The 24651-nt window shown below is 65.7% G+C and carries 24 protein-coding genes; 5 read left to right on the plus strand and 19 right to left on the minus strand.

Annotated elements, in window-relative coordinates; genetic code table 11:
- Positions 1-10 precede the first annotated feature (10 nt).
- Entirely contained in the window at positions 11-946 is a 936-nt protein-coding gene (locus tag EN786_RS15610) for a dihydrodipicolinate synthase family protein (RefSeq protein ID WP_127282954.1), read from the minus strand.
- A gap of 101 nt (positions 947-1047) precedes the next feature.
- Between EN786_RS15610 and EN786_RS15615 the strand changes: the two genes are divergently transcribed.
- Positions 1048-1707 (plus strand): GntR family transcriptional regulator, encoded by a 660-nt coding sequence (locus tag EN786_RS15615; protein WP_127282953.1) that lies wholly within the window; start codon positions 1048-1050, stop codon positions 1705-1707.
- Positions 1708-1720: 13 nt separating this feature from the next.
- Here the strand turns inward: EN786_RS15615 and EN786_RS15620 are convergent, their stop codons facing one another.
- The 3 genes from EN786_RS15620 to EN786_RS15630 all read right to left on the minus strand — a co-directional run bounded on the left by EN786_RS15620 (position 1721) and on the right by EN786_RS15630 (position 4426).
- On the minus strand, positions 1721-2041 hold the full coding sequence (locus EN786_RS15620; protein WP_127282952.1) for a hypothetical protein: 321 nt from the start codon (positions 2039-2041) through the stop codon (positions 1721-1723).
- A 277-nt stretch (positions 2042-2318) separates the two neighbouring features.
- Complete coding sequence (locus EN786_RS15625) at positions 2319-2624, minus strand: hypothetical protein (protein WP_127282951.1); 306 nt, start codon at positions 2622-2624, stop codon at positions 2319-2321.
- 305 nt (positions 2625-2929) lie between these two features.
- Positions 2930-4426 carry a CoA-acylating methylmalonate-semialdehyde dehydrogenase gene (locus EN786_RS15630; protein WP_127282950.1) on the minus strand — a complete coding sequence of 499 codons (1497 nt, stop codon included), beginning with the start codon at positions 4424-4426 and terminating at the stop codon, positions 2930-2932.
- A gap of 187 nt (positions 4427-4613) precedes the next feature.
- On the opposite strand from EN786_RS15630, the gene EN786_RS15635 reads away from it, so the two are divergent.
- Positions 4614-5495, plus strand: coding sequence for a LysR family transcriptional regulator (locus EN786_RS15635; RefSeq protein ID WP_127309973.1), 882 nt, complete (start codon positions 4614-4616; stop codon positions 5493-5495).
- A 136-nt stretch (positions 5496-5631) separates the two neighbouring features.
- Here EN786_RS15635 and EN786_RS15640 read toward each other — a convergent pair whose 3' ends face one another.
- A complete protein-coding gene (locus EN786_RS15640) occupies positions 5632-6090 on the minus strand; it encodes a hypothetical protein (protein WP_245511333.1) in 459 nt (152 codons plus the stop codon).
- 192 nt (positions 6091-6282) lie between these two features.
- Between EN786_RS15640 and EN786_RS15645 the strand changes: the two genes are divergently transcribed.
- Positions 6283-6723 (plus strand): hypothetical protein, encoded by a 441-nt coding sequence (locus EN786_RS15645; protein ID WP_127286145.1) that lies wholly within the window; start codon positions 6283-6285, stop codon positions 6721-6723.
- Positions 6720-8882 carry a phosphatidylserine/phosphatidylglycerophosphate/cardiolipin synthase family protein gene (locus EN786_RS15650; RefSeq protein ID WP_189524292.1) on the plus strand — a complete coding sequence of 721 codons (2163 nt, stop codon included), beginning with the start codon at positions 6720-6722 and terminating at the stop codon, positions 8880-8882. Before EN786_RS15645 ends, EN786_RS15650 begins: the two co-directional genes overlap by 4 nt.
- Before the next feature lie 57 nt (positions 8883-8939).
- Here EN786_RS15650 and EN786_RS15655 read toward each other — a convergent pair whose 3' ends face one another.
- From EN786_RS15655 to rsfS, 10 genes are all read right to left on the minus strand, one after another.
- Complete coding sequence (locus EN786_RS15655) at positions 8940-10196, minus strand: D-amino acid dehydrogenase (RefSeq protein WP_127310258.1); 1257 nt, start codon at positions 10194-10196, stop codon at positions 8940-8942.
- 22 nt (positions 10197-10218) lie between these two features.
- Positions 10219-10752 (minus strand): nucleoside-diphosphate kinase, encoded by a 534-nt coding sequence (locus tag EN786_RS15660; protein ID WP_127310257.1) that lies wholly within the window; start codon positions 10750-10752, stop codon positions 10219-10221.
- Positions 10749-11261, minus strand: coding sequence for a nucleoside diphosphate kinase regulator (rnk, locus tag EN786_RS15665; protein WP_348642240.1), 513 nt, complete (start codon positions 11259-11261; stop codon positions 10749-10751). The genes EN786_RS15660 and rnk overlap by 4 nt, the downstream gene beginning before the upstream one ends.
- 172 nt (positions 11262-11433) lie before the next feature.
- A complete protein-coding gene (gene alr, locus EN786_RS15670) occupies positions 11434-12528 on the minus strand; it encodes an alanine racemase (RefSeq protein WP_127310255.1) in 1095 nt (364 codons plus the stop codon).
- Between the two features lie 404 nt (positions 12529-12932).
- Entirely contained in the window at positions 12933-13448 is a 516-nt protein-coding gene (locus tag EN786_RS15675; protein WP_127310254.1) for an RNA pyrophosphohydrolase, read from the minus strand.
- Between the two features lie 146 nt (positions 13449-13594).
- A complete protein-coding gene (locus EN786_RS15680; RefSeq protein ID WP_127310253.1) occupies positions 13595-14782 on the minus strand; it encodes a divergent polysaccharide deacetylase family protein in 1188 nt (395 codons plus the stop codon).
- A 205-nt stretch (positions 14783-14987) separates the two neighbouring features.
- Positions 14988-16313, minus strand: coding sequence for a S41 family peptidase (locus EN786_RS15685; RefSeq protein WP_187331394.1), 1326 nt, complete (start codon positions 16311-16313; stop codon positions 14988-14990).
- Position 16314: 1 nt separating this feature from the next.
- Positions 16315-17670, minus strand: a complete 1356-nt coding sequence (locus tag EN786_RS15690) for a murein hydrolase activator EnvC (RefSeq protein ID WP_127310252.1) — start codon at positions 17668-17670, stop codon at positions 16315-16317.
- A gap of 259 nt (positions 17671-17929) precedes the next feature.
- Entirely contained in the window at positions 17930-18412 is a 483-nt protein-coding gene (gene rlmH, locus EN786_RS15695; protein ID WP_127284555.1) for a 23S rRNA (pseudouridine(1915)-N(3))-methyltransferase RlmH, read from the minus strand.
- Between the two features lie 69 nt (positions 18413-18481).
- Positions 18482-18859, minus strand: a complete 378-nt coding sequence (gene rsfS / locus EN786_RS15700; RefSeq protein ID WP_127284554.1) for a ribosome silencing factor — start codon at positions 18857-18859, stop codon at positions 18482-18484.
- Between the two features lie 243 nt (positions 18860-19102).
- Here rsfS and EN786_RS15705 point away from each other — a divergent pair, with 243 nt between their 5' ends.
- Complete coding sequence (locus tag EN786_RS15705; RefSeq protein ID WP_127310251.1) at positions 19103-19960, plus strand: mechanosensitive ion channel family protein; 858 nt, start codon at positions 19103-19105, stop codon at positions 19958-19960.
- 22 nt (positions 19961-19982) lie between these two features.
- Here EN786_RS15705 and EN786_RS15710 read toward each other — a convergent pair whose 3' ends face one another.
- The 4 genes from EN786_RS15710 to proB all read right to left on the minus strand — a co-directional run bounded on the left by EN786_RS15710 (position 19983) and on the right by proB (position 24651).
- Positions 19983-21272: an MFS transporter gene (locus tag EN786_RS15710; protein ID WP_127310250.1), complete on the minus strand. Its 1290-nt coding sequence runs from the start codon at positions 21270-21272 to the stop codon at positions 19983-19985.
- Between the two features lie 85 nt (positions 21273-21357).
- The gene (locus EN786_RS15715; protein WP_127310259.1) at positions 21358-21945 is read right to left on the minus strand and encodes a nicotinate-nucleotide adenylyltransferase; all 588 of its coding nucleotides are present in this window, start codon (positions 21943-21945) and stop codon (positions 21358-21360) included.
- Between the two features lie 249 nt (positions 21946-22194).
- A complete protein-coding gene (locus EN786_RS15725; protein ID WP_128274188.1) occupies positions 22195-23481 on the minus strand; it encodes a glutamate-5-semialdehyde dehydrogenase in 1287 nt (428 codons plus the stop codon).
- 3 nt (positions 23482-23484) lie between these two features.
- Positions 23485-24651: a glutamate 5-kinase gene (gene proB / locus EN786_RS15730; RefSeq protein WP_127309314.1), complete on the minus strand. Its 1167-nt coding sequence runs from the start codon at positions 24649-24651 to the stop codon at positions 23485-23487.

Raw genomic sequence — 24651 nt, forward strand, 5'->3', positions numbered from 1 at the left:
GATGCTACCCCTATTCGGCTGCCACCAGCTTGTCCGCCGATCGAGGAGACGCCTGCAGCGCCGGCAGTTTCGGCCGCACAGCCAGCGCATCCATGACGATCTTTTCCACCGCCTTGCGGCGCTCGCCCGACAGCGGCCGGCGCGGCATGCGAACGCGATCATTGGTATTGATCGCCAGCACTTCAGCAAGCTTGATGTTTTGGACCAGATAGGTCGAGACGTCGAGGTCGAGCAATGGCCGGAACCAGCGATAGATCGTCAGCGCCTCCTCGCGCCGGCCCTGCTTCATCAGCTGGTAGATCGCCACCGTCTCGCGCGGGAAGGCGGTGACCAGCCCCGCCACCCAGCCGATGGCGCCGACCGACAGTGCCTCGAAGGCAAGATTGTCGACGCCGGTGAACAGGTCGTAGCGGTCGCCGAACCGGTTGATGATCTCGGTCGAGCGGCGGATGTCGTCGGAGGATTCCTTGATGGCGACGAAGCGCGCGTCGGACGCCAGCTCCTCCATCAGGTCGACGGTGACGTCGACGCGGTACGCCAGCCTGTTCGAATAGATCATGACCGGCAGGTCGCCGGCCTCGGCCACGGCGCGCAGGGCGGCGGCCGTCTCTGCCGGGTCGGTATGGTAGATCGGGCTGGGCACCACCATCAGCCCGCTGGCTCCGGCCTGCGCGGCGCGACGCGCGATGCTTGCCGCCTCGCGGGTGCCGGGCTCGTTCACAGTGAGCAGCACCGGCTTGCCTCCGGCGACCTGCTGCGCCGTCTTCAGCACCTCGATCTTCTCGTCATGCGACAGCATTGGCCCTTCGCCGAGCGAGCCGCAGACGATGATGCCGTCGCAGCCGGCCTCCATCTGCAGCGAAAAGCAGCGCTCCATCTCGGCATGATCGAGACGGTCGTCCTCGGTGAATTTGGTCGTGACGGCGGGGAAAACTCCAGTCCACATGGCATCATCTCCAATCTGATATATCAGTGATATATCTAACAGGAAACCGGCTGTCAATGCGGAATCTGCTATGATATATGGAAAATATATCAGGAGGCCCAATGGCTCTATTGGAAGATATATCTCGTTTCGAGCCGGCGGCTGCGAAGGCCTATCGCGCGCTCGAGCACATGATCGTCACGCTCGAACTGGCGCCGTCGAGCTTTGTCACCGAGGGTGCGCTGATCGAGCGTCTCGGGCTCGGCCGCACGCCGGTGCGCGAGGCGATCCAGCGTCTGGCCTGGGAGGGCCTGCTCGATGTCCGGCCGCGCGCCGGCATCGCGATTGCGCCGCTCCATCCCGGCGACTGGCTGCGTGTCCTCGATGCCAGGCGCGGCGTCGAGGTGGTGCTGGCCCGCTCGGCCGCGCGTTTCGTCACCCGCGAGGCAGCCGACCTCTTTCACGACGCCGCCCTTGCCATGCAGAAGGCGGTCATCTCGGGCAATGTGCTGGCCTTCATCCAGGCCGACAAGGCGCTCGACGAGGCGCTCGCACTGGCCGCCGACAACCCCTTCGCGGCGCGGTTGGCGGCGCCCTTGCAGACCCACAGCCGCCGCTTCTGGTTCCGCTACAAGTCGGATACCGGCCTGGCCGAATCGGCCGAACATCATGTCGCGCTGATCCGCTCGATCCTCGACGGCGACGAGGAGGGGGCGGCCAAGGATGCCAAGCGGCTGATGGCGCTGCTGCGCAGCCATGCCGAGGTGGCCGCCACCCGCTGAGCGATGCTCGATCTCAGTATCGCGCGCTATGGTCGGCCGGCGCCGCCACGCTTTCCCAACTGTTGCCGGCGGCGATTATGCAGCTCGTGCCGGTAACGTCAGTGACGATGATGGTCCACGTTCCGCTCTGGCCGACAAACATTTCCATGATCGCGACTTGGCCGATCAGCCCGAAGGCAAACTGCCGTTCCTGGAAGTTCTCGCTCAGGTGGGTAACCAGAGCGCTGTGTTCGGCACAGTTTTGATATTGAGCGCCGGCGCTGTTCGTACCCATCGCCAGCGCGCTGGCAAGAACCAGGTTTCTCACCCAACCCAACAGGGATTTGCGTGCCATGGGGCACCTCCTTTTGCCATCGCGTCCCGGCAAAAGGAGACAGCCTCATTTTGCCGGAGCGGCCCAGCCCGGTTCCGACGTCATCATCGCGTCGTTCCTTTCTGCGTTCCGGTCTGCCACCAATGGGAACCTTCCGGATGTTCCCATTATGTTCCATATATGGTGACGGCGAAGGCAAAGCACAAGCGGGCACCCTTTCGGGCGCCCGCAATCCATTCGAAATGCCAAAAGACCCGGCCGCGGGCCGCCTCCCTACGACAGCGGGAACGACGTCCGCTCAGGTGCCCGGCAGGGCAGCCGCCATCATGGCTCCGTCCCAACCGTCGCCCGCCGTGATGATGCAGCTCAGGCCGTGCGTGTCGGTGGCCAGGATGGTCCAAGTGCCCTTTTCCGACACGAAGATTTCGAGAATCACATTCGGGTTGACCAGACCGCGCGCGGCCTCGCTTTCATGGAACTTCTCGCCGAGCGCCTTGATGACGTCGGCACGCGCGGCGCATTGTCCCCCCGCAACGGCCTGCGCGACACCACCGCATATCGCAAACACCGCAAAGCACGTTCCCGCCAAAAGACGTCGTGTCATCTGACAACTCCTTGCGCCAGACGAGAACCCCGGCAGCCACCGGCGCTGTTGGATTGGCCTGCAAGTTTGCAGGAATACAACCTAAGACGGATCGAGCCCGCTTGGTTCCATCACATCGGTGTTTTGGCGGATACCGGCCGCGATCGGAAAGCGTAAAGGCCCGGCGATGGCCGGGCCTTTATCAGTCGGTCGTCGGATCTGGATCAGTTCATCGTCGGGATGACGAACTCGGCACCATCCTTGATGCCTGCCCGCGCGCCCGCAGCCGCATCGCGGCGAGGACGCGCAAGCAGTAAACCGTCCGGCTAGTTCATCGTCGGGATGACGAACTCGGCACCGTCCTTGATGCCGGACGGCCAGCGCGAGGTGACCGTCTTGGTCTTGGTGTAGAAGCGGAACGCATCCGGGCCGTGCTGGTTGAGATCGCCGAAGGACGAGGCCTTCCAGCCGCCGAACGTGTAGTAGGCGATCGGCACCGGGATCGGCACGTTGACGCCGACCATGCCGACCTGGACTCTGGATGCGAAGTCGCGCGCGGCGTCGCCGTCGCGGGTGAAGATGGCGACGCCATTGCCCATCTCGTGGTCGTTGGCGAGCTTGATGGCGTTCTCGTAGGTCGGCGCGCGCACCACGGAGAGCACCGGGCCGAAAATCTCTTCCTTGTAGATGCGCATGTCGGCGGTGACGTTGTCGAACAGGCAACCGCCCATATAGTAGCCGTTCTCATAGCCCTGCATCTTGAAGCCGCGGCCGTCGACGACGAGCTTCGCGCCTTCCTTGACGCCGATGTCGACATAACCCTTGACGCGCTCCAGCGCCTGCGCCGTCACCAGCGGGCCGAAATCGGCCGAGGAATCGGTGGACGGGCCGACCTTCAGGCTCTCGACGCGCGGCACCAGCTTTTCCATCAGCCGGTTGGCGGTATCGTTGCCGACGGGAACCGCCACCGAGATCGCCATGCAGCGCTCGCCGGCCGAGCCGTAGCCGGCGCCGATCAGCGCGTCGACAGTTTGGTCCATGTCGGCGTCGGGCATGATGATCATGTGGTTCTTGGCGCCGCCGAAGCACTGCACGCGCTTGCCGGCGGCGGTGCCGCGCGAATAGATGTAGTGGGCGATCGGCGTCGAACCGACGAAGCCGACGGCCTTGATGTCGGGATCGTCGAGGATGGCGTCGACCACTTCCTTGTCGCCGTTGACGACGTTGAGGATGCCGGCAGGCAGGCCAGCCTCGATGAACAGCTCGGCGATGCGGATCGGCACGCCAGGATCGCGCTCCGACGGCTTCAGGATGAAGGCATTGCCGCAGGCGATCGCCGGCGCGATTTTCCACAGCGGGATCATCGCCGGGAAGTTGAACGGCGTGATGCCGGCGACGACGCCGAGCGGCTGGCGCATCGAATAGACGTCGATGCCGGGGCCGGCGCCGTCGGTGAACTCACCCTTCATCATGTGCGGCGCGCCGATGCAGACTTCAACCACTTCGAGGCCGCGCTGGATGTCGCCCTTGGCGTCTGCGATGGTCTTGCCGTGCTCGCGCGCCAGGATGTCGGCCAGTTCGTCATAGTCGCGCTGGACCAGTTCGAGGAACTTCATCAGCACGCGCACGCGGCGCTGCGGGTTGGTGGCCGCCCACTTGGGCTGCGCCGCCTTGGCGTCTTCGACAGCGGCGCGCAGTTCCGCCTGCGAAGCCAGCGCCACCGTGCCGCGCACGGAACCGTCCATCGGCTGCATCACGTCCTGCTTGCGGCCGCTGGTGCCGGCGACACGCTTGCCGCCGATGAAATGACCGTAGTCGATCATGGTTTCTCTCCCTGTTTTGGTGATGAGGCATTGTCCGCCTTTGCGGCGGCGATGGCAACGCGAGCGGAATCGCAACCGTTGTGCAGGAAATGGACAACGGCAGCCGACTGTGCATTAATTCTCGCAAATAGCGAGCTGCCGTGTCGTGAAGGATTTTTCAGGGTGAGTTGTCATCAAGGTCACTCCCATGAACTGGGATGACGTCCGCATCTTCCTCGCCGTGGCGCGCGCCGGCCAGATCCTCGGCGCGGCGAAACGCCTGGAGCTCAACCATGCCACCGTCTCGCGCCGCATCGCCGCGCTCGAGGACGCGCTGCGCACAAAACTCTTCCGCCGCCTGACCACCGGCAGCGAGCTGACGCCGGCCGGCGAGCGTTTCCTCGACATTGCCGAGCGCATGGAAAGCGACATGATCGCAGCGCGTGCGACCATTGCCGGCGAAGGCGACGATGTCTCGGGCACGGTGCGCATAGGCGCGCCGGACGGTTTTGGCGTCGCCTTCCTGGCAAAACGGCTGGGAGAACTGACCGCCCTCCACCGCGAGCTCACCATCCAGCTTGTGCCGGTGCCGCGCTCGTTTTCGCTGTCGCGGCGCGAGGCCGACATCGCCATTACCGTGGAACGCCCGACCGAAGGCCGGCTGGTGGCGGGAAAGCTGGTCGACTACACGCTCGGCCTGTTCGCCTCGCGCGCCTATGCCGAAGCCAATGGTCTGCCGGCGACAGCGGCCGAGCTCGGCCGGCACACGCTGATTGGCTACGTGCCCGACCTCATCGTCAGCCCTTCGCTCGACTATGCCGCCGAGTTCAGCGCCGACTGGAGTTCGAGCTTCGCCATCTCCTCGGCGCTCGGCCAGGCCGAAGCGGTGCGCTCCGGCGCCGGCATCGGCATCCTGCACACTTTCGTCGCCCGCTCGATGCCGGAGCTGGTGCCGGTCGATATCGTGGCGCCGATCCGCCGCGCCTACTGGCTGGTCTATCACGAATCGGTGAGGCCGCTGCGTCGCGTCCAGCTCGTCGCCAATTTCATCAACAGGGCGGTGGAGCGGGAGCGCGGCCTGTTTAGCTGATTTCACAAGCCTGCAACGCAGTTCGTGTTTCAAGGCGTGTCGAGAATGAACGAATTCACCACTCGTTCAGCCTTGTCCGCCAGCGGCGCCCACATCCGCGCCACCTGCTCGGCGCTCTCGCCCATCACGCCGCAGTTCACATAACCGTAGCGCGCGCCCGGACGGAGAACGCGAACCTGGAATGGCCATAAAAGGTGGCATTCCCGCTGAGAACCGTGAAGTCCACGTCGGCCAGGCGGACGGGGTAGCCGTCGGGAAACCTTGCAAGGCTATCATTGCTGAAATCGGCTGTGCTGAATGAGGTGCCTATTGTCTTTTCCCAATTATTCATCGACCAGCCCTCCATGAATTTGCCCGTATCGGACGGCGAGCCCGGTGCCGATTGATCGTAAAATGAAGCCGATACCATGCAGATGAGATCGGCAAATTTCACGCTCAGCCGTATCTCTTCTTCGGAGAGCGGCTCGTTGATCCATTCCTCTGGAAAGGTCAGAGAAAACCCGTTCTGCTGGTCGTGGACGGTCTTGTCCGCGGCGCTGACCACGGAGGCGTAGAACAGAAATCCAACACTGGTAGTCAGAAAGCAGAAACGCATCACGATGCTCGCGAAATGCCAAGACGGGAGCTATGCCCGGGTGGATGGGACAAGGCGGCATATCACAATCGGGCGATACACGCGGCCTTTTACTTGCCACAAAACCGGCCAGTGTGGCATCAGGCACGCGGCCGTCGGCGCGGGAACGATAGCCCGCGTGGGAAAGTCATTCAGAAAGCTGGCGCGGATAAAATGCGAGCCGTTCTTGCCATCCTGCCGCTGGCCTTCCTCTCGGCTTGCGCCAACCCGTGGACGAAAGTGCCGGAGGCTGAACTTCCGAAGCCGATCCGCACTGCGATGGCGCGCCCCTCGGCTTTCGTCTTCGGCAATTATTGCGGGCCGGGGACCCGCTCCGGCGATCTGTCGCTGCGGCCGGTCGGCCGCCTCGACGCCGCTTGCCAGGTCCACGACGCCTGCTACATCGCCCGCCGCAACCATTGCGACTGCGACGGTGCGCTTGTCGCCTCGGCGAAAGTGATCCGCGACGACAAGACCGCCCCGAGGACGATGCGCAACGAGGCCGAGCTTTTGATCGCCACTTTCGCCGTCCCGGTCTGCAAGGTCTTTCCGCAAGGCTTCATGCCGCCGCGCGACCCCGCTCAGCTCAAGGCGATGAACGGGGCGACCGGGTGAACGTAAGGTCCGCGGCAACAAAAGCGCTGTTCGGATTGGCGCTCGCGGCGATGGCCGGCTGCGCCGGCATGCCCGGCCGCTCCGCCTGCGCTTTCTTTCCGGGCGACGATGCCTGCGACCGGCCGCCGATCTCGGCCGACAGCACCGGCGCCGCGATCGCCACCACGCATTACTTCAATGCCGGCGACAGCGCCTACGAGAAACGCTTCCAGGCGCTGCTGGCCCAAAGCCGGCTCGACGCGCTCGACCGCACGAACGGCACCGGCCGTTTCGGGCATGACTGGCGCGACATTCATAACAGCCGTTTCCAGGCGACCTACCGGGCGCTGCAACAGCTGGCAAAGCCGCTCGACACGACCGCGTTGACGCCGGCGCGCGGCAAACCCGGCGAGGGTCATTTCACCGGGCGCTGGCGCATGTCGCGGCAGACACTCTATCTCGATGCCGCCGCCCGGCCCTCCGGGCCCAAGACATTCAGCTTTTCCGGACTGGAGGCGCGCTCGGTCGAGATTGTGCTCAGCCAGGCCGGCCAGAAGCCCCTCGACATCGGCGGCACCTGCGACGGGCCGTTGGCGATCCGCGCGTCGGGACGATCGAGCACCATCGCCGCGGGCTCGGCATTCCATCTCACCCTGCCGGCGGGCGAGGCATCCGCGAGCCTCTATCCCGGCGAGGCGCTCAGCCGCTGCGACCTCAGCGTCAGCTCCGGCCTGGCGCCGGCAGGCGCGCCGCTGACCATTTTCCGCGAGGAGGTTGCCGACCCTTGGGTCGCCGGCCTCGACAGCCGCTACGACCGCTGCCCGGTGCCCGATCCCGATGGGCTCAAGGAGCTCGACCGCGTTTTCTACGCCGGCCGCTGGCTGTCGCAGACTTGCGCGCTGCCACTTGGCAAACCGCTGCTGCTGCGCAAGTCGCGCGACGGCTTCAACGCCAAGGTCGAGGCGCTGCTGGGAGAGCGGCTTCCCGACAGCGCGTTCGACAAGGCCGATCCCGAGCTGCCGCTCGATTTCTCGCACGCGCCGAAACTCAGGCTGATCTATCTATCGTCGCTGGAGTTCAAGGCGGACTTTTCCGGCCGCATCATCGAGCGGCTGATCCGCCATCATGCCGCCTCGGGCACCAAGGTGCGCATCCTGGTGACCGATGTGCTGGAGCGCGAGAAGGACGACGCCCTGCTGCACCGGCTGGCGGCCGAATTCCCCAATGTCCAGCTTCAGGAATACCGCTGGCGGGCCGACCATGGTGCGCCGATCGACGAGCAGATCTCACAGTTGCACAAGACCCATCACGTCAAGATGCTGGCGACGCTGGCCGAAGATCCCGGCCGCTCGCGCGTCATCATCGGCGGCCGCAACATCCATGACGGCTTCCTGTTCCACAAGCCGGTCGACCTGTCGCGCTATCCGGACCTGCAGCAATACGGCAGGACCGACGGCTTCTCGCTGAACTACTATTCGAACTGGAGCGATTTCGACGTCGAGATCGCCGATCCGTCGACCGTCGAGACGCTGGCTGCACATCTTTCGACCGTGTGGCTGCGCGACGCCGACACCAACATCTCGCGACCGTTTTCGATCCCGGTCCGCGCCAGCGGCCGGCCGCCGCAAGGCGTCGCCCGACACTTCATCTCCGTGCCCTATGAGGACGGGCATGCGCTGGAGAGCTATTTCGTCGAGCTGATCGACACCGCCGAGCACCATATCCAGATCGTCAACCCTTACCTGAATTTGACGCCGAAGCTCGCGCTGGCCTTCGACCGGGCGCTGGCCAGAGGCGTGAAGATCGACATTGTCGGCCGCATCGACCTCAAGGGCGACATCGGCGGCAAGTTCCTCACCGCACTCAACAAGCTGTTCGTCGAGAAGTATGGCGACCGCATCGACATCCGCGAATTCAAGGCGCCCGACGTGGTGCTGCATTCCAAGATCATGATGATCGATGAGAGGCTGGTGACGATCTCATCGGTCAACCTCAACAACCGCAGCTTCTTCCACGATTCGGAGAACGGCATGACCGTTCTCGACCCCGCCTTCTACGCCAGGATGAAACCGGTCTATGACGACTATCTTGCCCATGCAAAGCCGGTCGCCACCAACGTGACCATCCCCTGGGCCTACCGGCTGCTGTTCAGAGAGGGCTGGGTGAAGCAGGCGTTTTAAGGCAGGTCGCCCCAAAAGCGCGCTGCGGTCCTGGGGACACCTGAAGGAGCAGTTGCCCTACTTCAGGTAGCGTTCCGGCCCGAGGTCGTGGGCGTTGATCTCGGGCACCCGGCTGGAGATGATGTCTGCCAGCACCTTCGCCGAGCCGCAGGCCATGGTCCAGCCGAGCGTGCCGTGGCCGGTGTTGAGATAGAGGTTGGACAGCTCGCTGCGGCCGACCAGCGGCGGCCCGTCCGGCGTCATCGGCCGCAAGCCGCACCAGAAGGTTGCGGCCTTGAGATCGCCGCCGCCCGGAAAGAGATCGCCGACCGAATGCTCCAGCGTGCGCCGGCGCGATTCGTGCAGCCTCATGTCGAAGCCTGAAATCTCCGCCGTGCCGCCGACGCGGATGCGGTCGCCGAGCCTGGTGATCGCCACCTTGTAGGTCTCGTCCATGACGGTCGAAACCGGCGCCGCCTCGGCATCCTTGATCGGCACGGTGATCGAATAGCCCTTGACCGGGTAGACCGGGATCGGCCGTTTCAGCCAGCGCATCGCCTGCGCCGAGTAGCTGCCCATCGCCATCACATAGGCATCCGCCGCCCTCCAGCCCGTGCTGGTATGCATGTTGTGGACGCGGTTGCGGCTGCGGATGATGCGCCTGATCAGCGTGTCGTATTCGAAGGTCACGCCGCGCGCCACGCAGAGCTCGGCAAGGCGGTCGGTGAACATCTTGCAGTCGCCGGTTTCGTCACCCGGCAGCCTGAGGCCGCCGACGAACTTGCCGCGCACGTTGGCCAGCGCCGGCTCGGCCGCGATGCAGCCTTCGGGATCGAGGACTTCATAGGGGACGCCGTATTTCTTCAGCACCTCGACATCGCCACCGGTGCCGTCGAGCTGCTTTTGCGTCCGGAAAAGCTGCAGCGTGCCCTTGGAACGCTCGTCATAGGCGATGCCGGTCGCCTGGCGCAGCGCCTTCAGCGTGTCGCGGCTGTATTCGGCAAGCGGCACCATGCGCGACTTGTTGAGCGCATAACGCTCGGCCGTGCAGTTGCGCAGCATTTTCAGCAGCCAGGTCCACATATGCGGGTCGAAGGCCGGGCGCACCACCAGCGGACCATGCTTCATCAGCAGCCATTTGATCGCCTTCAGCGGAATGCCGGGGCCGGCCCAGGGCGAGGCATAACCCGGCGAGACCTCGCCGGCATTGGCGAAGCTGGTTTCCAGCGCCGGACCTTTCTGGCGGTCGAACACCGTCACTTCGTGGCCGGCCTCGGCGAGGAAGTAGGCGGTGGTGACCCCGATCACGCCGCCGCCCAGCACGAAGATCTTCATCGCTTGCTCCCTCAAAGGCCGATCATGCCGCCGAAGGGCCCGGATCGTCTTCCTCTGTCTGCCGGATTTTGCCCGTCTCGCCAAGGGGCCTGCTGGTCGCTGAGGCGCTGTGGACAAGGGTCAGGCCCTGCGACAGACGTCCGCCGACGTTCCGAGCTGCTCGTCGCGCAGCCTCAGGCTGGTAAGGTACGTCTTCGACCACAATCCACTCGTTCCTGCCGTCGGGCCGTTCGACCAGTAGGCTCTGGCCTTTCCTCATGCCGAGTAGGCTGAGGCCCCGCCACGTGCTGACGGAGAGGCCGGCCCCTATGGAAGCGAATGTTTCGCTCTGCACCAGCGTTCGCGTCTCCGCCGGGCCGCCATCTATGCAAAAAGTCACGCGGCTGGCCAACGTCACCAAGTCGGGCCCGACCAGGTCGACCGGAACAATGCTGCTCTGCGAGAGCTTGCGCTCGAGCACTGGCACGATCGGATCGGCAAAGGCGCGCCTGCGCAACAGCATCACCTCAATCATCCCCAAATCCTTCGTCGTGACGCAGTAGATGGTCTTGGTCATGACGGCCTCCCGGACGGGAGTTGCTCGACAGCGTCGATTGTGCCCGACAGGACCCGGCCGTCACGGCTTTGCCAGTGCACCGACCCGCCGGCACGCGCTCCGATCAGCGCTGTTCCGAGCGGCGTCAGCACCGAAATGCGCTTCTCGGCGATGTCGGCTTCGCCCGGATAGACCAGCGTGACGCGTTGGCAACTTCCATCGCTGTTGCGCATAGTCACTGTCGAGCCCATCCGCACTACATCTGCCGGCATGGACGCCGCTGCCGCGACCCTGGCGCGGTCCATTTCCGCGAGCAGACCCTCGGCAATGTCGGGCGCCCGGTCGAGACAGGCTCTGGCTAGGCCGGTCAGCCTGTTATGATCGGCGTCGCTGCGAGGAGCAGGTTTCGGTAACGTGATGGAGTTGTTGCAGGCATGGCAAACCTCATGGCTCGGCGCAGGACGACTGCGCTGGCGCCAGATCAGGGGCGGCGGACAAAGCCGGCAGCCGCACAAGGCCGGCCGACTCAATGGCGATGTATGGAATTCAAATGCCCCGGTTCAGGCGGCCGCCAGCTTGGTGGCCGGGCCGGGGCTACGCTCCCGCGATGGGGCAGACCCTGAAAAAGGTTCTGGTATGGGCGAGGTTGCTCATCCCGGAACCCTTGCCGAGAAGCGCCTGCTTGTCAAGCAAGGCACTCGTTCAGCCGGTATAGCGCCGGTGAAAGCGCGGCCCGAGGCTGGTCAAGATCTCATAACCGATCGTGCCCGCATGGCCGGCCGCGTCGTCGACGCTTTGCGACGGTCCGAGCAGCTCGACCAGGTCGCCCGCGCCGAGCTTGCCTTGCGGCAGCGCGGAAATGTCGAGGATGATCGAATCCATCGACACCCGCCCGACAAAGGGCAGCCGCACGTTTTCGAACCAGGCGGCCGAGGCTGCGCGGCGATGCCAGCCATCGGCATAGCCGAGAGAGATCGTCGCCAGCCCAAGCGGATCCTCCGCGCGATAGGTGTGGCCGTAGCCGACGCCGGCGCCTTTCTCGACGCTTCGCGTCTGCACCACCTTGGCCTGCAGCCGCACCACCGGCAGCATCGGATTCGGCTCCGCCGGCGTCGGATTGATGCCATAGAGCGCCGCGCCGGGGCGCACGAGATCGAAATGGAAGGCCGGTCCGAGGAAGATGCCGGAGGAGTTGGCGAGCGAAGCCGGCGCCTCGGGGAGCATCTTGCGCAACCGCTCGAAGGCCAGCCACTGCCGCTCGTTGGCCGGATGCGCCGGCTCGTCGGCGCAGGCGAGATGGCTCATGACGAGGGTGACCGCAACGCCGTCGAAGGAAGTCGGCTCACGGCTCAGCGCCTCGACCTCCGCCGGCGGCATGCCGAGCCTGGACATGCCGCTGTCGACCTGGATCGCGGCCGGCAGCTTGCGGCCGGCAGCCAGGCCGGCCTCGCCCCAGGCCTTGAGCTGCGCGGTGCTGTTGATGACGGGAGCAAGTTCGCCTTCGACCGCCTCGTTTTCCGAGCCGGGCGGCAGCCCGTTCAGCACATAAATCGCCGGTCCGGGGCCGAGCGCCCGGCGCAGCGCCACGCCTTCGGCGAGCAGCGCAATGAAAAAGCTCGTGCAGCCTTCCGCCGCCAGCGCCCGCGCCACTTCGGCGGCGCCCAGCCCATAGCCGTCCGCCTTGACCACGCCGGCACATTGCGCGGCGCCGAGTCGCGCCTGCAGCCGCCGGTAGTTTTCCCTGATGGCGCCAAGATCGATGGTCAGGATCGCCCCGGCTGTGGCCTCGCTAGGCATGCAGCTACCCGCGTCAGGCGCTTGCGGCAAAGGCGCCTTGTCGCCACTCATCGAGGCGACCGCGCCAGGGTTGCGCCTGTTGCGAAGACGCGCGATTGCCGACGCCGGCGCCGCCCCTCATCGCCCTGCCGGGCAATTCTCCCCGTATAGTAACGGGGAGAAGGGGCTGGCCGCAGCCTCGGTTGTCTACCTCTAGCGTTGGCGATTAGCGAAATCGGCGCGGAAAGCTTCCCTCTCCCCGTCACTATACGGGGAGAGGATGCCGGCAGGCAGGTGAGGGGCAGCGCCGGCGCTCCCCTATGATGCTCTTGCCATGCATGGTTCATGTCAGCCTCTGGTACTTGCGGCGTACCGGCATCAATATCAAGAGTGCCCGATCCCGAACAGTGCGATCGAACGCGCCTCTACGGGACGAGATGCCGGAACGCCGCCACCACCTCTTCATAGACCTTGCGCTTGAACGGCACGATCAGCCCGGGCAGGTCCTGCATCGGCCGCCAGGCCCATTTGTCGAACTCGGCGGTGTGGCCGCCCGGCGGCGGGTTGATCTGGATTTCGCCGCTGTCGCCGTGGAAGCGATAGGCGAACCATTTCTGCGTCTGGCCGCGATAGCGCCCCTTGAAGGCAACGCCGACCAGGTGCGCCGGCAAATCGTAGTTGATCCATTCCGGCGCCTCGGCGAGCAGCGAGACCGAGCGCATGCCGGTTTCCTCATAGAGTTCCCGTCCCGCCGCATCGAGCGGTTCCTCGCCCTTGTCGATGCCGCCTTGCGGCATCTGCCAGAGCTGCGTCGTGCCGGCGAACTCGCTGTCGGGCTCGGCGATGCGATGGCCGACCCAGACCAGCCCGTCGCCATTGAGGATCATCAGGCCGACGCAGGGACGGTAAGGCAGGGTCTCGGGATCGATATTCTTGGCCATCGTCGGACCTTCTGCGCTGCGGCGTGACGTCTGAGTAGTGAGTAGTGAGTAGTGAGTAGTGAGTAGTGAGTAGTGAGTACCTATAGCTGGCAGAATCAGATCACGGCACCGAAACCCTTCACTATTCACTATTCACTATTCACTATTCACCCTTTTTGCGGATCGATGGCTACCGCCGAAATCGGCACGATCTCGATGCCGCGCTTCCTCGCCTCGGCCACCCAGGCCGAAACCGTATCGACGGTGAGATCGAAGGCCGAGCCGATGCCGACGGCCGTGCCCTTCGCCCGCGCGGTGGCTTCCAGTTCGTCCAGCTTCTTCAGGATCGCGCCACGATCCTGCACAGCGTCGATCGATGTGTCGCCGGCGACGAAGGGCACGCCGTCCTTCAGTGCCAGGTCGGGCGCCAGGCTGCGCGCCGACGAGCCGTCATCGACATAGGCGAGCCCCCTTTTGCCGAGCTCCGCCATGAAACTCGCCATCGCCCCTGGATCGGCCGAGAAGCGTGCGCCCATGTAATTCATGACGCCGGTATAGTTGGTCGTCCGTGACAGCGCCCAGTGCAGGTTCTTCAGGTTCTCGTCCGGGCTCGCCGCCACCGTCAGCGTGTTGCGGCCGGGATTGACGTTGGGATAGTCGAACGGCTCGAGCGGTACCTGCATGACGATCTCGTGCCCGCTCTGCCGCGCCGCCTGCATCCAGCGGCCGATGCTGTTGCCTTGCGGCGCGAAGGCCAGCGTCACCTCGGCCGGCAATTTGGCGATCGCCGCCTGCGTGCCGGTCTGGGAGACGGCGAGCCCGCCGATGACGATCGCCACGCGCGCGCCCCGCGATCCCGACCATGGCCGCGCATAGACGTCGAACGGCCGCCTGCCGTCGGCGGCGCGGACCGGCAGCGGGCCGGTGTCGCTGGCTTCGATCAACGCCTTGTCGGGGATATGCGCGATCTTCAGGTTCTGGCCGATCGCTGAAGGATCGCGGATGACGATGGCCGCCTTGGGCGGGCCGTCGCCTTCCTCGGTCTGGACATGGATGATCTGCGGTCCGCCGGCCTTGGGCGTTTCGACCTTGGGTGCCGCCGTCGCTGTCTCCGCGGCGGGTGCCGGGGCAGGCGTCGCGGCCGGGGCCGGCGTCACCTTCGGCGTCGACACCGCGACCTCTTGCGGCTTGCGGAACGGTTTTTCGCGCAAGGCGATCGCGCCGGAGACGCCGATCACCGCAAGCACGGCGAGCGTCGCCGCGACCGCGCCGGTGCTGATGCCGCGCGAGGCAACACGCTGCGGCCTGGGAGCCTGCCCGAGCGGTCGTTCTATGTCCTTGCCGATGTCCACCAAGCCGCAACCCCGAAGCGTTGGGACCGGCAGGTGGGCTCACCTCCCGGAACGCCACGCCAATCCAAGTCTCCTCGGCGCCTGCCACGCCTCGGGCGCGGCGCGCCGGCCGCGACCCCCGAATCAAACTGCCGGAACCTCGCGGTCCCGGCAGCATCGCATTGCTTCGATCAGGCGGCCAGACCTCTTGGCCTGGTCCGCCGAATCCTTACTGGTTGAGCACGGCCTTCTGCGGATTCGGTGGGAACGCCGGATCAGTCTTCTGGCCGCGCAGCAACTGCTCGGCATAGATCAACTGCAGGTCGTCCTTCGGATCCGGCGGCACATAGGCGGCCGAGCCGGAGCCGGTCGAGCTCTCGTCGGCGCCCTTGATATGGCCCTTGAGGTCCGATTCGCCGCGCGTCAGGTCCCTGCCCTGCAGGTCCGCCGGCAGCGGCTGCTCGACCTTGATGTCGGGCGTGATGCCCTTGCCCTGGATCGACTTGCCGGACGGCGTGTAATAGAGCGCCGTGGTCAGCCTGAGCGCGCCGTTCTCGCCGAGCGGGATGATGGTCTGCACCGAACCCTTGCCGAAGGACTGGGTGCCGACCACGGTGGCGCGGCGCAGGTCCTGCAGCGCGCCGGCGACGATTTCCGACGCGCTCGCCGAACCGCCATTGACCAGCACGATCAGCGGCTTGCCGCCGATGTCGTCGCCCGCCCTCGCGTCGAAGCGGGTGACGTCCTTCGGATCGCGGCCGCGCGTCGAGACGATCTCGCCGCGGTCGAGGAAGGCATCCGACACGCTCACCGCCTGGTCGAGCAGGCCGCCCGGATTGAGGCGCAGGTCGAGCACATAGCCCTTGAGCTTGTCGGCCGGCACCTGCTTCTTGATGGTGTCGATGGCGTTCTCGAGATCGTCGTAGGTCTTCTCGGTGAACGAGGTGATCTTCATGTAGCCGACGTCGTTCTCGACGCGGAACTTGACGGCCTTGACCTTGATGATGTCGCGCACCACCGTGAGCTCGATCGGCTTGTCGGCGCCCTGGCGCAGGATGGTCAGCTTAATCGGCGTGTTGACCGGTCCGCGCATCTTCTCGACGGCGTCGTTGAGGGTCAGGCCGCGCACCTCCTCGCCGTCGATCTTGGCGATGTAGTCGCCGGCCAGCACGCCCGCCTTGGCGGCCGGCGTATCGTCGATCGGCGTGATCACCTTGACCAGGTCGTTCTCCATGGTGACCTCGATGCCGAGGCCACCGAACTCGCCCTTGGTCTGCACGCGCATGTCCTGCGCCTGCTCGGCGTTCATGTAGGACGAGTGCGGATCGAGCGAGGCCAGCATGCCGTTGATGGCGTTCTCGACCAGCGACTTGTCGTCCGGCGGCGTCACGTACTGCGCCCGCACGCGCTCGAAAATGTCGCCGAAGATCGCCAGTTGCTTGTAGGTCTCGGAGCCCGCAGCGTTCGCCGTCGAGCCTGGCGCGCCGTAGACCAGGCTCATCGCTGACGCGCCCATCAGCGCGCCGGCGAACAGAAGCGAAAGTTTCCGCATCATTTCACGTCCTTCCAGAAAAACGGTCCGCCCACCATGGGGTCGGATCGACGGGTTTTCCATCCTTGCGGAACTCGACATAGAGCTCCGGCGTGGCATTTCCATTCTGCGAGGCCGAGGTGCTCGCCACCCGGGCCTCTCCCATCGCGCCGACCGGTTCTCCTGCGAGCACCGACTGGCCAGTCGCGACGCTGATTCTGCTCATCCCAGCCAAGACGACATGATACCCGTCGCCGGCATTGAGGATCAAGAGTTGACCATAAGAGCGAAACGGCCCCGCATAAAGCACATTTCCATCCGCCGGCGCGGTGACGATGGCTCCCGATTGTGTCGCAACCATGTCCCCTTGCATCACCGCGCCGTTACCGTCATCGGCGCCGAAGCGCCGCTTGATCTTGCCGGTCACCGGCAGCGCGATCTGTCCTTGCAGCGCCGAGAACGGCGCTGCGGCCGTGAGCCGGTTGCCTTCCGGCACCGGCAGCGCGGCCAATTCCGCCGGCGCCGGCGTCTTGCCGTCTCCTCCCGGAGCCTTGTCGCCATCGGCCGATTTGCGCTCGGCCGCCTTGGCCTGGTCCGTCGCCCTGCGTGCCTTGTCGGCCTCCAGCGAGGCGATCAGTTCCTTGAGGCTGCCCGCCCTGGCGGCCAGTACCTGTGAGCGTTGCTTCTCGGCGGCGATCTCCGTCTCGGTGTCGGCCTGAAGCTTCTGCTTGGCCTCGAGCAGCATGCTCAGCCGCTTCTTTTCCGCCGCCTGTTCGCCGACCGCCGTCGTCAGCCTGGCCCGCTCCGCCTCGATCGAGGTCGTCACCCGCGTCTGTTCCTTGAGGTCGGCGAGCAGCACCTCGGTCTGCTGGCGCAATTCCGGCACCACCGCGCCGAGCAGGATGGCGCTGCGCACCGACGACAGCGCGTCCTCCGGCTTGACCAGGATCGCCGGCGGCGGATTGAGCCCCATGCGCTGCAACGCGCCCAGCACTTCGGCCAGCACGTCGCGCCGCGCCGCCAGCGAGGCACGTATCTTCTGCTCTTCCGCTTTCAGGCCTTCCAGCTTGGCGCCGATGTCCTCGATGTCCTGGCCGAGCTTCTGCTCGGTCATCGCCGACTGGATCAACGCCGCGGTGATCGAGGCATGGTCCTTCTTGACCGCCGCAATGTCGGCGGCGAGCTTGGCCAGCCGCTCGGACGAGAGCGTGATTTCCTTCGAGACCTGTTCGTATTCGGCCCGGCTCCGGTCGGGATCGGGCGCTGGATCACGGGTGTTTTCCGCCGCCAGGGCCGGACGGAACGCAATCAGCGCGGCGACAAATGTCAGGCCGCAGCGGCTGCGCCAGGCGCGCGTTCTCGAATTCCAGCCTTCAGACATCAGGCCCAGACTCTATCCGCCGCTTCGTTAACGAACCATCAACCATGATGGAGAACCCACAACTACCGTGATGTCGGGCCATTGAGGCGGAAATTCGGAGAACTACGCATCTTCCGATCGCGCTTCCAGGGTCCTCAAGTTCCTCGGCCAGGCGTACAGGCACGTCCATCCGATCATGCAGGATGCTCATGACGCCGATCCGGCCGCCGGAAAGCTTGGGCCGAGCGTGCTGACCCTGGCGTGTCCTTTGGCCGCGACGTCAGGAACGATGGTAGGGGTGTCCAGCAAGAATCGTCGCGGCCCGGTAGAGCTGCTCGCCCAGCATCACCCGCACCAGCTGATGCGGCCAGGTCAGCGCGCCGAACGAGACCACCAGATCGGCCTGGTCGCGCAGCGACTGGTCGTGGCCGTCGGCGCCGCCGATGGCGATCACCAGCGCCTTGCGGCCGCTGTCGCGCAGCAGGCCGAGGCGGCCGGCGAATTCCTCGGAGGAGAAGCTCCTGCCGCGCTCGTCGAGCAGGATCAGCGCCGTGCCTTGCTGCAGCATCGTCTGCAGCTTCTGGCCTTCCTCGCGCCGGCGCTCGTTGGCGGTCTGGGCGCGGCCTTCGGCAATCTCGACAAGGCCGGCATATTCCAGCCCCACCGCCGGGCCGCTCCTAGCGAAGCGCTCGAAATAGCGGTCGGCGAGTTCTCTCTCGGGGCCGGCTTTCATCCGGCCCACGGCATGAACGGTGATCTTCATCCTTGCCTCGAAGAGCCGCTAGTGCATGTCACCCAGGGATTCGGGGACACGAACCCCAACGGTTACGGCTCAGTGAAGGGTCTCTTCCTCGAGGTCCGGCGCCTGCCACATCTTTTCGAGATTGTAGAATTCGCGGACTTCGGGACGGAAGACATGGACGATGATGTCGCCCGAATCGATCAGGACCCAGTCGGCGCTGGCCAGCCCCTCGACGCGCGCCATGCCGAGGCCGGCATCCTTGAGCGCCTTGAGGAGATGATCGGCGACAGCCGAGACATGACGGTGCGATCGGCCCGACGCTACGACCATGTAGTCGCCGAGGCTCGATTTCCCCTGGATGTCGATTGAGACGATGTTTTCGGCCTTGGAGTCTTCCAGACTGGCAAGGACTGTCTTGATGGCGCGGGACACGGCGTCATTTCCGCTGATCCCGGCCGGCGAAGGCACGATGTCGGCCTTCTTCCGCAGTGCTGTTCTCAGTGTCTTTCCTTTCGCAGCAAGAACAACCAAATCACCCGTGACATCAGGTGACACCACTTAGATAGGCAGAGTTCCGTTGCAGTTTCAAGACGGTGGCCCCGCGCTCGCCAACGCGACCCCCTCCGCTTGGTTCCGCAAAGCGGGAAAAAAGTCGGGAACCCATGGCGTCCACATGGGTTATCGGCTCGCCCACCAACCGGATTTCCCACAATGCCGATCGATCCCCAGGACACGCTCCTCTCCGTGCAGGCTGGCCTCGCGCAACTCAGCAGCCTGATCGTCTCCTACTCCTTCTCGGCCGTCGGCGCCGTCATATTGCTGGTCGTCGGCTATCTCGTCGCCGGCCTTGCCGAGCGCTCGATCTTCGCCGGCCTCGGTCACATCCACGGCTTCGACGCGACGCTGCGCCATTTCTTCTCGAAGATCGTCCGCTACGCCATCCTGATCCTCGTCGTCATCATGGTGCTCGGCCAGTTCGGCGTGCAGACCGCCTCGATCATAGCCGCCATCGGCGCCATCGGCCTGGCGATCGGCCTGGCGCTGCAGGGCACGCTGCAGAACATCGCCGCCGGCATCATGCTGCTTGCCCTGAGACCGTTTCGCATCGGCGAGTATGTCGAGGTCGGCCCCATTTCCGGCACCATCGAGGAGATCGGCCTGTTCGCGACCCGGCTGCGGACGGTCGACGGCGTCTATGTGCTGGCGCCCAATTCGACGCTGTGGAACCAGCCGGTGCGCAACTATACGCGCAACGGCGTCCGCCGCGGCGACGTCACACTGACCATCGGCTCCTGGAACGACATCGACCTCGCGCAAAAGACGATGCTCGCCGTCGCCGCCACCGAGCGGCGCGTCAGGCGCGAGCCGGCGCCAATCGCCTTCGTCGCCACGGTCGGCGACAGCGGCGTCGCCATCAGCCTGCGCTACTGGACTTCGTCCGCCGATTTCTTCGCCACCCAGATCGATCTCACGAAACGCGCCAAGCAGGCCTTCGACACCGAAGGCATTTCCGTCCCGGTGCCGCCACCGGAAGCATCGCACCAGGAACCGCCCTCAACCAGGCAGTAGCGCAAGCCGTCGACAACGCGCCTCAATTGCCGGGGCGAGGCTGCTCGTCCGGCGCGAAGGCGAGTTCCACCGGCAGCGGCGCCTGCGCGCACATCGGCGCGAAGCTGCCTGTCGCGGTGGCTGGTACCGGCCGTGCCGCCAGCACCCGCCACGACACGAACAGGCAAAACGCCGAGGCGATGACGATGCCGACATAGATGAACGTCCCGGTGCCGTAGACCGCGGAAAGCCCTGTCACGATGCCCGGCACCACAAACCCCGCCAGCGACCATGCAAACAGCATCGAGCTCGACAGGGCGAGCAGATCGTCCTTGCCGGCGCGGTCGGCGGCATGCGCGCTGGACAGCGAATAGATCGATTCCGACGCGCCATCCCAGATCAGATAGACCACGAGCAGAACGGCCAGCGCGCCGCCGTCGAAGGCGATGGCGAGCAGGCTGGCAACGAGGGCAAGCAGTGCCGCGCCGATCAGCACATAGCGCCGGTCGGTCCGGTCCGAAATCCAGCCGAGCGGTATCTGCAGGATCAGCGTGCCGACCGGCATCGCCGACAACAGCAGCGCCACGTCCGCCTGGCTGTAGCCCTTGGCGGTGGCATGGATCGGCGCGAAACCGGAAATGATCATCGACAGGCCGCCGACAGCGAGCATGCCCGCCACCCCGACTGGCGAGATCCGCCAGGCGCGGCCGAGCGCCACCGAAGCCGCCTGCGGCGGCGGCGGCTGCGCCAGCCGCGTCATGCCGACCGGCAGGATCGACAGCGCCGTGAAGGTAATGCCGATCAGCGGCGCTGCCGCGGTGCGGATGTCGATGGCGGCGAGCGTCGCATAGCCGACGCCGAGGCCGGCGACATAGGCGACGTAGAACACCGCCATGACGCGGCCGCGTATGGCATTGGGGACGGCATCGTTCAGCCAGCTCTGGGCGACGATGAACAGACCGCAGATGGCGAAACCGTAGAGCGCGCGCGCCGCGATCCAGATGAGCGGGATCGGGCCGGCGCCGATCGCCGCGTTGGAGAGCGCGATCAGCGCCGAAAGCACCATGAACGCGCGGGCGTGACCAACTCTCCGGACGAGAGGCCCGGTCAGGATGCAGCCGGCGAGCCCGCCGGCCGAAAGCCCGGTGACGATGAGCCCGGCCCAGGTCGGATCGAAGCCGTCGGCGCCGAGCCGCACCGGGATGAAGGCGAACATCAGCCCGTTGCCGATCGCGATCAGCGCCATCGACGCCACGACGCTGGCAATGGCGATCAGCGGCGCCGGCTGCTTGCCGTCATCTGGCTCGATGGTGGTGCGGTTCTTCTCCAGCATTCACGCAGCATCGCCGACCTGCCGGCGAAAGGCCGCCGCAAAAGCGACATGGCCGAACTTTCCCCTTCTGGGGAAAAGGGACGTTTCAGCTCCTTGCCGCCTTGCGGATGGCGCTCGACGACAGCGACGAGCGCGGGCCGTGGATGAAGGTCCAGGCCGGCGCCTTCATGCGGGCAAGGCGCGGCGCGTCACCCTCGTCGACGCGGGCGTAGTCGAAGGTCTTGGCGACCACCGAGGAGAGGAAGGACAGCGTCGCGCCGGGGCGGTCGATGACGGCGATCGGGAAGGTCATGACGATCTGGCGCCAGCGCTGCCAGCGATGGAAGTCGCGAAGCGAATCGGCGCCCATGATCCAGACGAAGTCGACGCCGGGATTGCGCGCCTTGACCAGCGCCAGCGTGTCGGCGGTGAAGCGGATGTGGTGAGCGGCCTCGAAAGCGCTGACCTTGATCTTCGGATTTTTTGCGATCTGCTCGGACAGTTGCAACCGCTCGGCCAGCGGCGCCAGCTCGCGCGTGCTCTTCAGGGGATTGCCCGGCGTCACCATCCACCACAGCTGGTCGAGCGCCAGCCTTCTCAGCGCGATCTCGGCGACCAGCGCGTGGCCGGCATGCGGCGGATTGAACGAGCCGCCGAACAGGCCGACGGCAACGCCCTTGCCGGCATGCGGCATGCGCAGATAGTGCGCGGGGACGGCGGGCTGAGGCGACGAAAGCACGGTGCTAGGCCCCCCTCTCTGCCCTGCCGGGCATCTCCCCCTCAAGGGGGGAGATCGGCAGATTGTCCGCAGGCGCAAATCTTATGACGTAGGCGATTGGCGAAGCCCTATGCGCAAGTTGATCTCCCCCCTTGAGGGGGAGATGGCCGGCAGGCCAGAGAGGGGGGCCTGGGCGCAAGCTTCAACCTCTAGCGGCAAATAGCATCAAGGCCTCACCTGTCCCGATCCGCGCACGCGGTACTTGAACGAGGTCAGCTGCTCGACGCCGACCGGTCCGCGCGCATGCATCTTGCCGGTGGCGATGCCGATCTCGGCGCCCATGCCGAACTCGCCGCCATCGGCAAATTGCGTCGAGGCGTTGTGCAACAGGATCGCCGAATCGATCTCGTTGAAGAAGCGCTCCACCGCTTCAGCGTCCTCGGCCAGGATCGCCTCCGTATGGTGCGAGGAGAAGCGCTCGATATGCTCGATCGCGCCGGTGACGCCATCGACCAGCTTCACCGCGATGATGGCGTCGAGATACTCGGTCACCCAGTCGGCATCGGTCGCGGGACTGGCCTCGGAGAACGCCTTCAGCACCTCGGTATCGGCATGGATTTCGCATCCCGCCGCGCGCAGCGCCTCGAGAATCGGCACCAGATGCGTTCCCGCCGCAGCACGGTCGACCAGCAGCGTCTCGGCCGCGCCGCAGACGCCGGTGCGCCGCATCTTGGCGTTAACGGCGATCTTCACCGCCATGTCGAGACCGGCAGAGCGGTCGACATAGACATGGCAGATGCCTTCGAGATGGGCAAAGACCGGCACCCGCGCCTCGCTCTGCACACGCTCGACCAGGCTGCGGCCGCCGCGCGGAATGATCACGTCGAGATTGCCGCCGAGGCCTTTCAGCATCTCGCCGACGGCGGCGCGGTCGGTGGTCGGCACCAGCTGGATCGCATCCTGCGGCAGGCCGGCCGCCTTCAGCCCCTCGACCAGGCAGGCATGGATCGCCGCGGACGAGTTGAGCGAATCCGAGCCGCCGCGCAGGATCACCGGATTGCCGGCCTTCAGGCAGAGCGCGCCGGCATCGGCCGTCACATTTGGCCGGCTCTCATAGATGACGCCGACGACGCCGAGCGGCGTGCGCACGCGCTCGATATGGAGTCCGTTCGGCCGGTCCCATTCTGCGATCACGTCGCCGACCGGATCCTTTAGCGCGGCGATCTCGCGAATGCCGTCGGCCATCGCCTCGATGCGCGACGGTGTCAGTTTCAACCGGTCCATGAAGGAACCGGAAAGGCCGGATTCCTCGCCATTCGAGACATCGATGGCGTTGGCGTCGAGAATCGCCTGCTCGTTGCGAAGAATGGCTTCGGCCATGGCGACAAGCGCGGCGTTCTTGGCGGCGGTGGTGGCAATGGCCAGCGGTCGGGCTGCGGCGCGCGCCTGGCGGCCGATATCGGCCATCAGCGCCGCAGTGTCGTCTCGGGATTTCTCATGCAGCTTCAGCATGGCTCATCCTCCGCTTCGGCCGGCCAATACTTGATCAACGGCCAATACTTGATCACTCGAATGGCTCACCACAAGGTCGTCGCGGTGGATCATCGCCGAGCGCGCCTCGTAGCCGAGCACGGTTTCGATCTCGGCCGTCTTCAGGCCTGCGATCCTTACGGCATCGGCGGCATCGTAGGCAACCAGGCCGCGCGCGATCTCGCGGCCCTCGGGCGATAGGATCGCCACCGTATCGCCGCGCGAAAAATTGCCGCTGACCAGCTTGACGCCCGCCGGCAGCAGCGACTTGCCCGATAGCAGCGCGCCAATGGCGCCGGCATCGACGGTGAGCCGCCCCGCCGGTTCGAGCTGCCCGGCGATCCAGGTCTTGTAGCCCTTCACCGGATTGGCGCTCGGCTTGAAGAAAGTGGCGCGTTCGCCGCGTTCGATCGCCATCAGCGGCGACAGCCTGGTGCCCGACGTGATGACCATGGCGGTGCCGGCCGCGTTGGCGATCTTGCCGGCGTCGAGTTTTGTCCGCATGCCGCCGCGCGACAGCTCGGAGGCGGCCGCGCCCGCCATCGCCTCGATGTCGGGGGTAATGCGGTCGACCACCGGGATGAATTTCGCTTGCGGGTCCCTGGCCGGTGGCGCCGTGTAGAGCCCATCGATGTCGGAGAGCAGCACCAGGAGGTCGGCGCCCATCATCGTCGCCACACGCGCCGCCAGGCGGTCGTTGTCGCCATAGCGGATTTCCGAGGTCGCCACCGTATCGTTCTCGTTGATGACCGGCACCGCCTTCATCTTGAGCAAGGTCGAGATCGTGGCGCGGGCGTTGAGGTAGCGCCGCCGCTCCTCGGTGTCGCCGAGCGTGAGCAGGATCTGGCCGGACTTCAGCCCGCCCTTGCCGAGCGCGTCCGACCAGGCGCCGGCCAGCGCGATCTGGCCGACGGCCGCCGCCGCCTGGCTCTCCTCAAGCTTCAGCGCTCTCTTTCCCAGGCCAAGGATCGTGCGGCCGAGCGCGATCGCGCCCGACGAGACGACGAGCACCTCGGCGCCGCCATGGGCAAGCCCGGCGATGTCGTCGGCGAGCGCATCCAGCCAGTCGCGCTTCAGCCCCGTGCCGCGGTCGACGAGCAGCGCCGAGCCGATCTTGACGGTGATGCGCCGGTATTTCTTCAGCGATTGCAT

The sequence above is a fragment of the Mesorhizobium sp. M4B.F.Ca.ET.143.01.1.1 genome (assembly GCF_004792275.1).
GTDB classification, from domain to species: Bacteria; Pseudomonadota; Alphaproteobacteria; order Rhizobiales; family Rhizobiaceae; genus Mesorhizobium; species Mesorhizobium abyssinicae.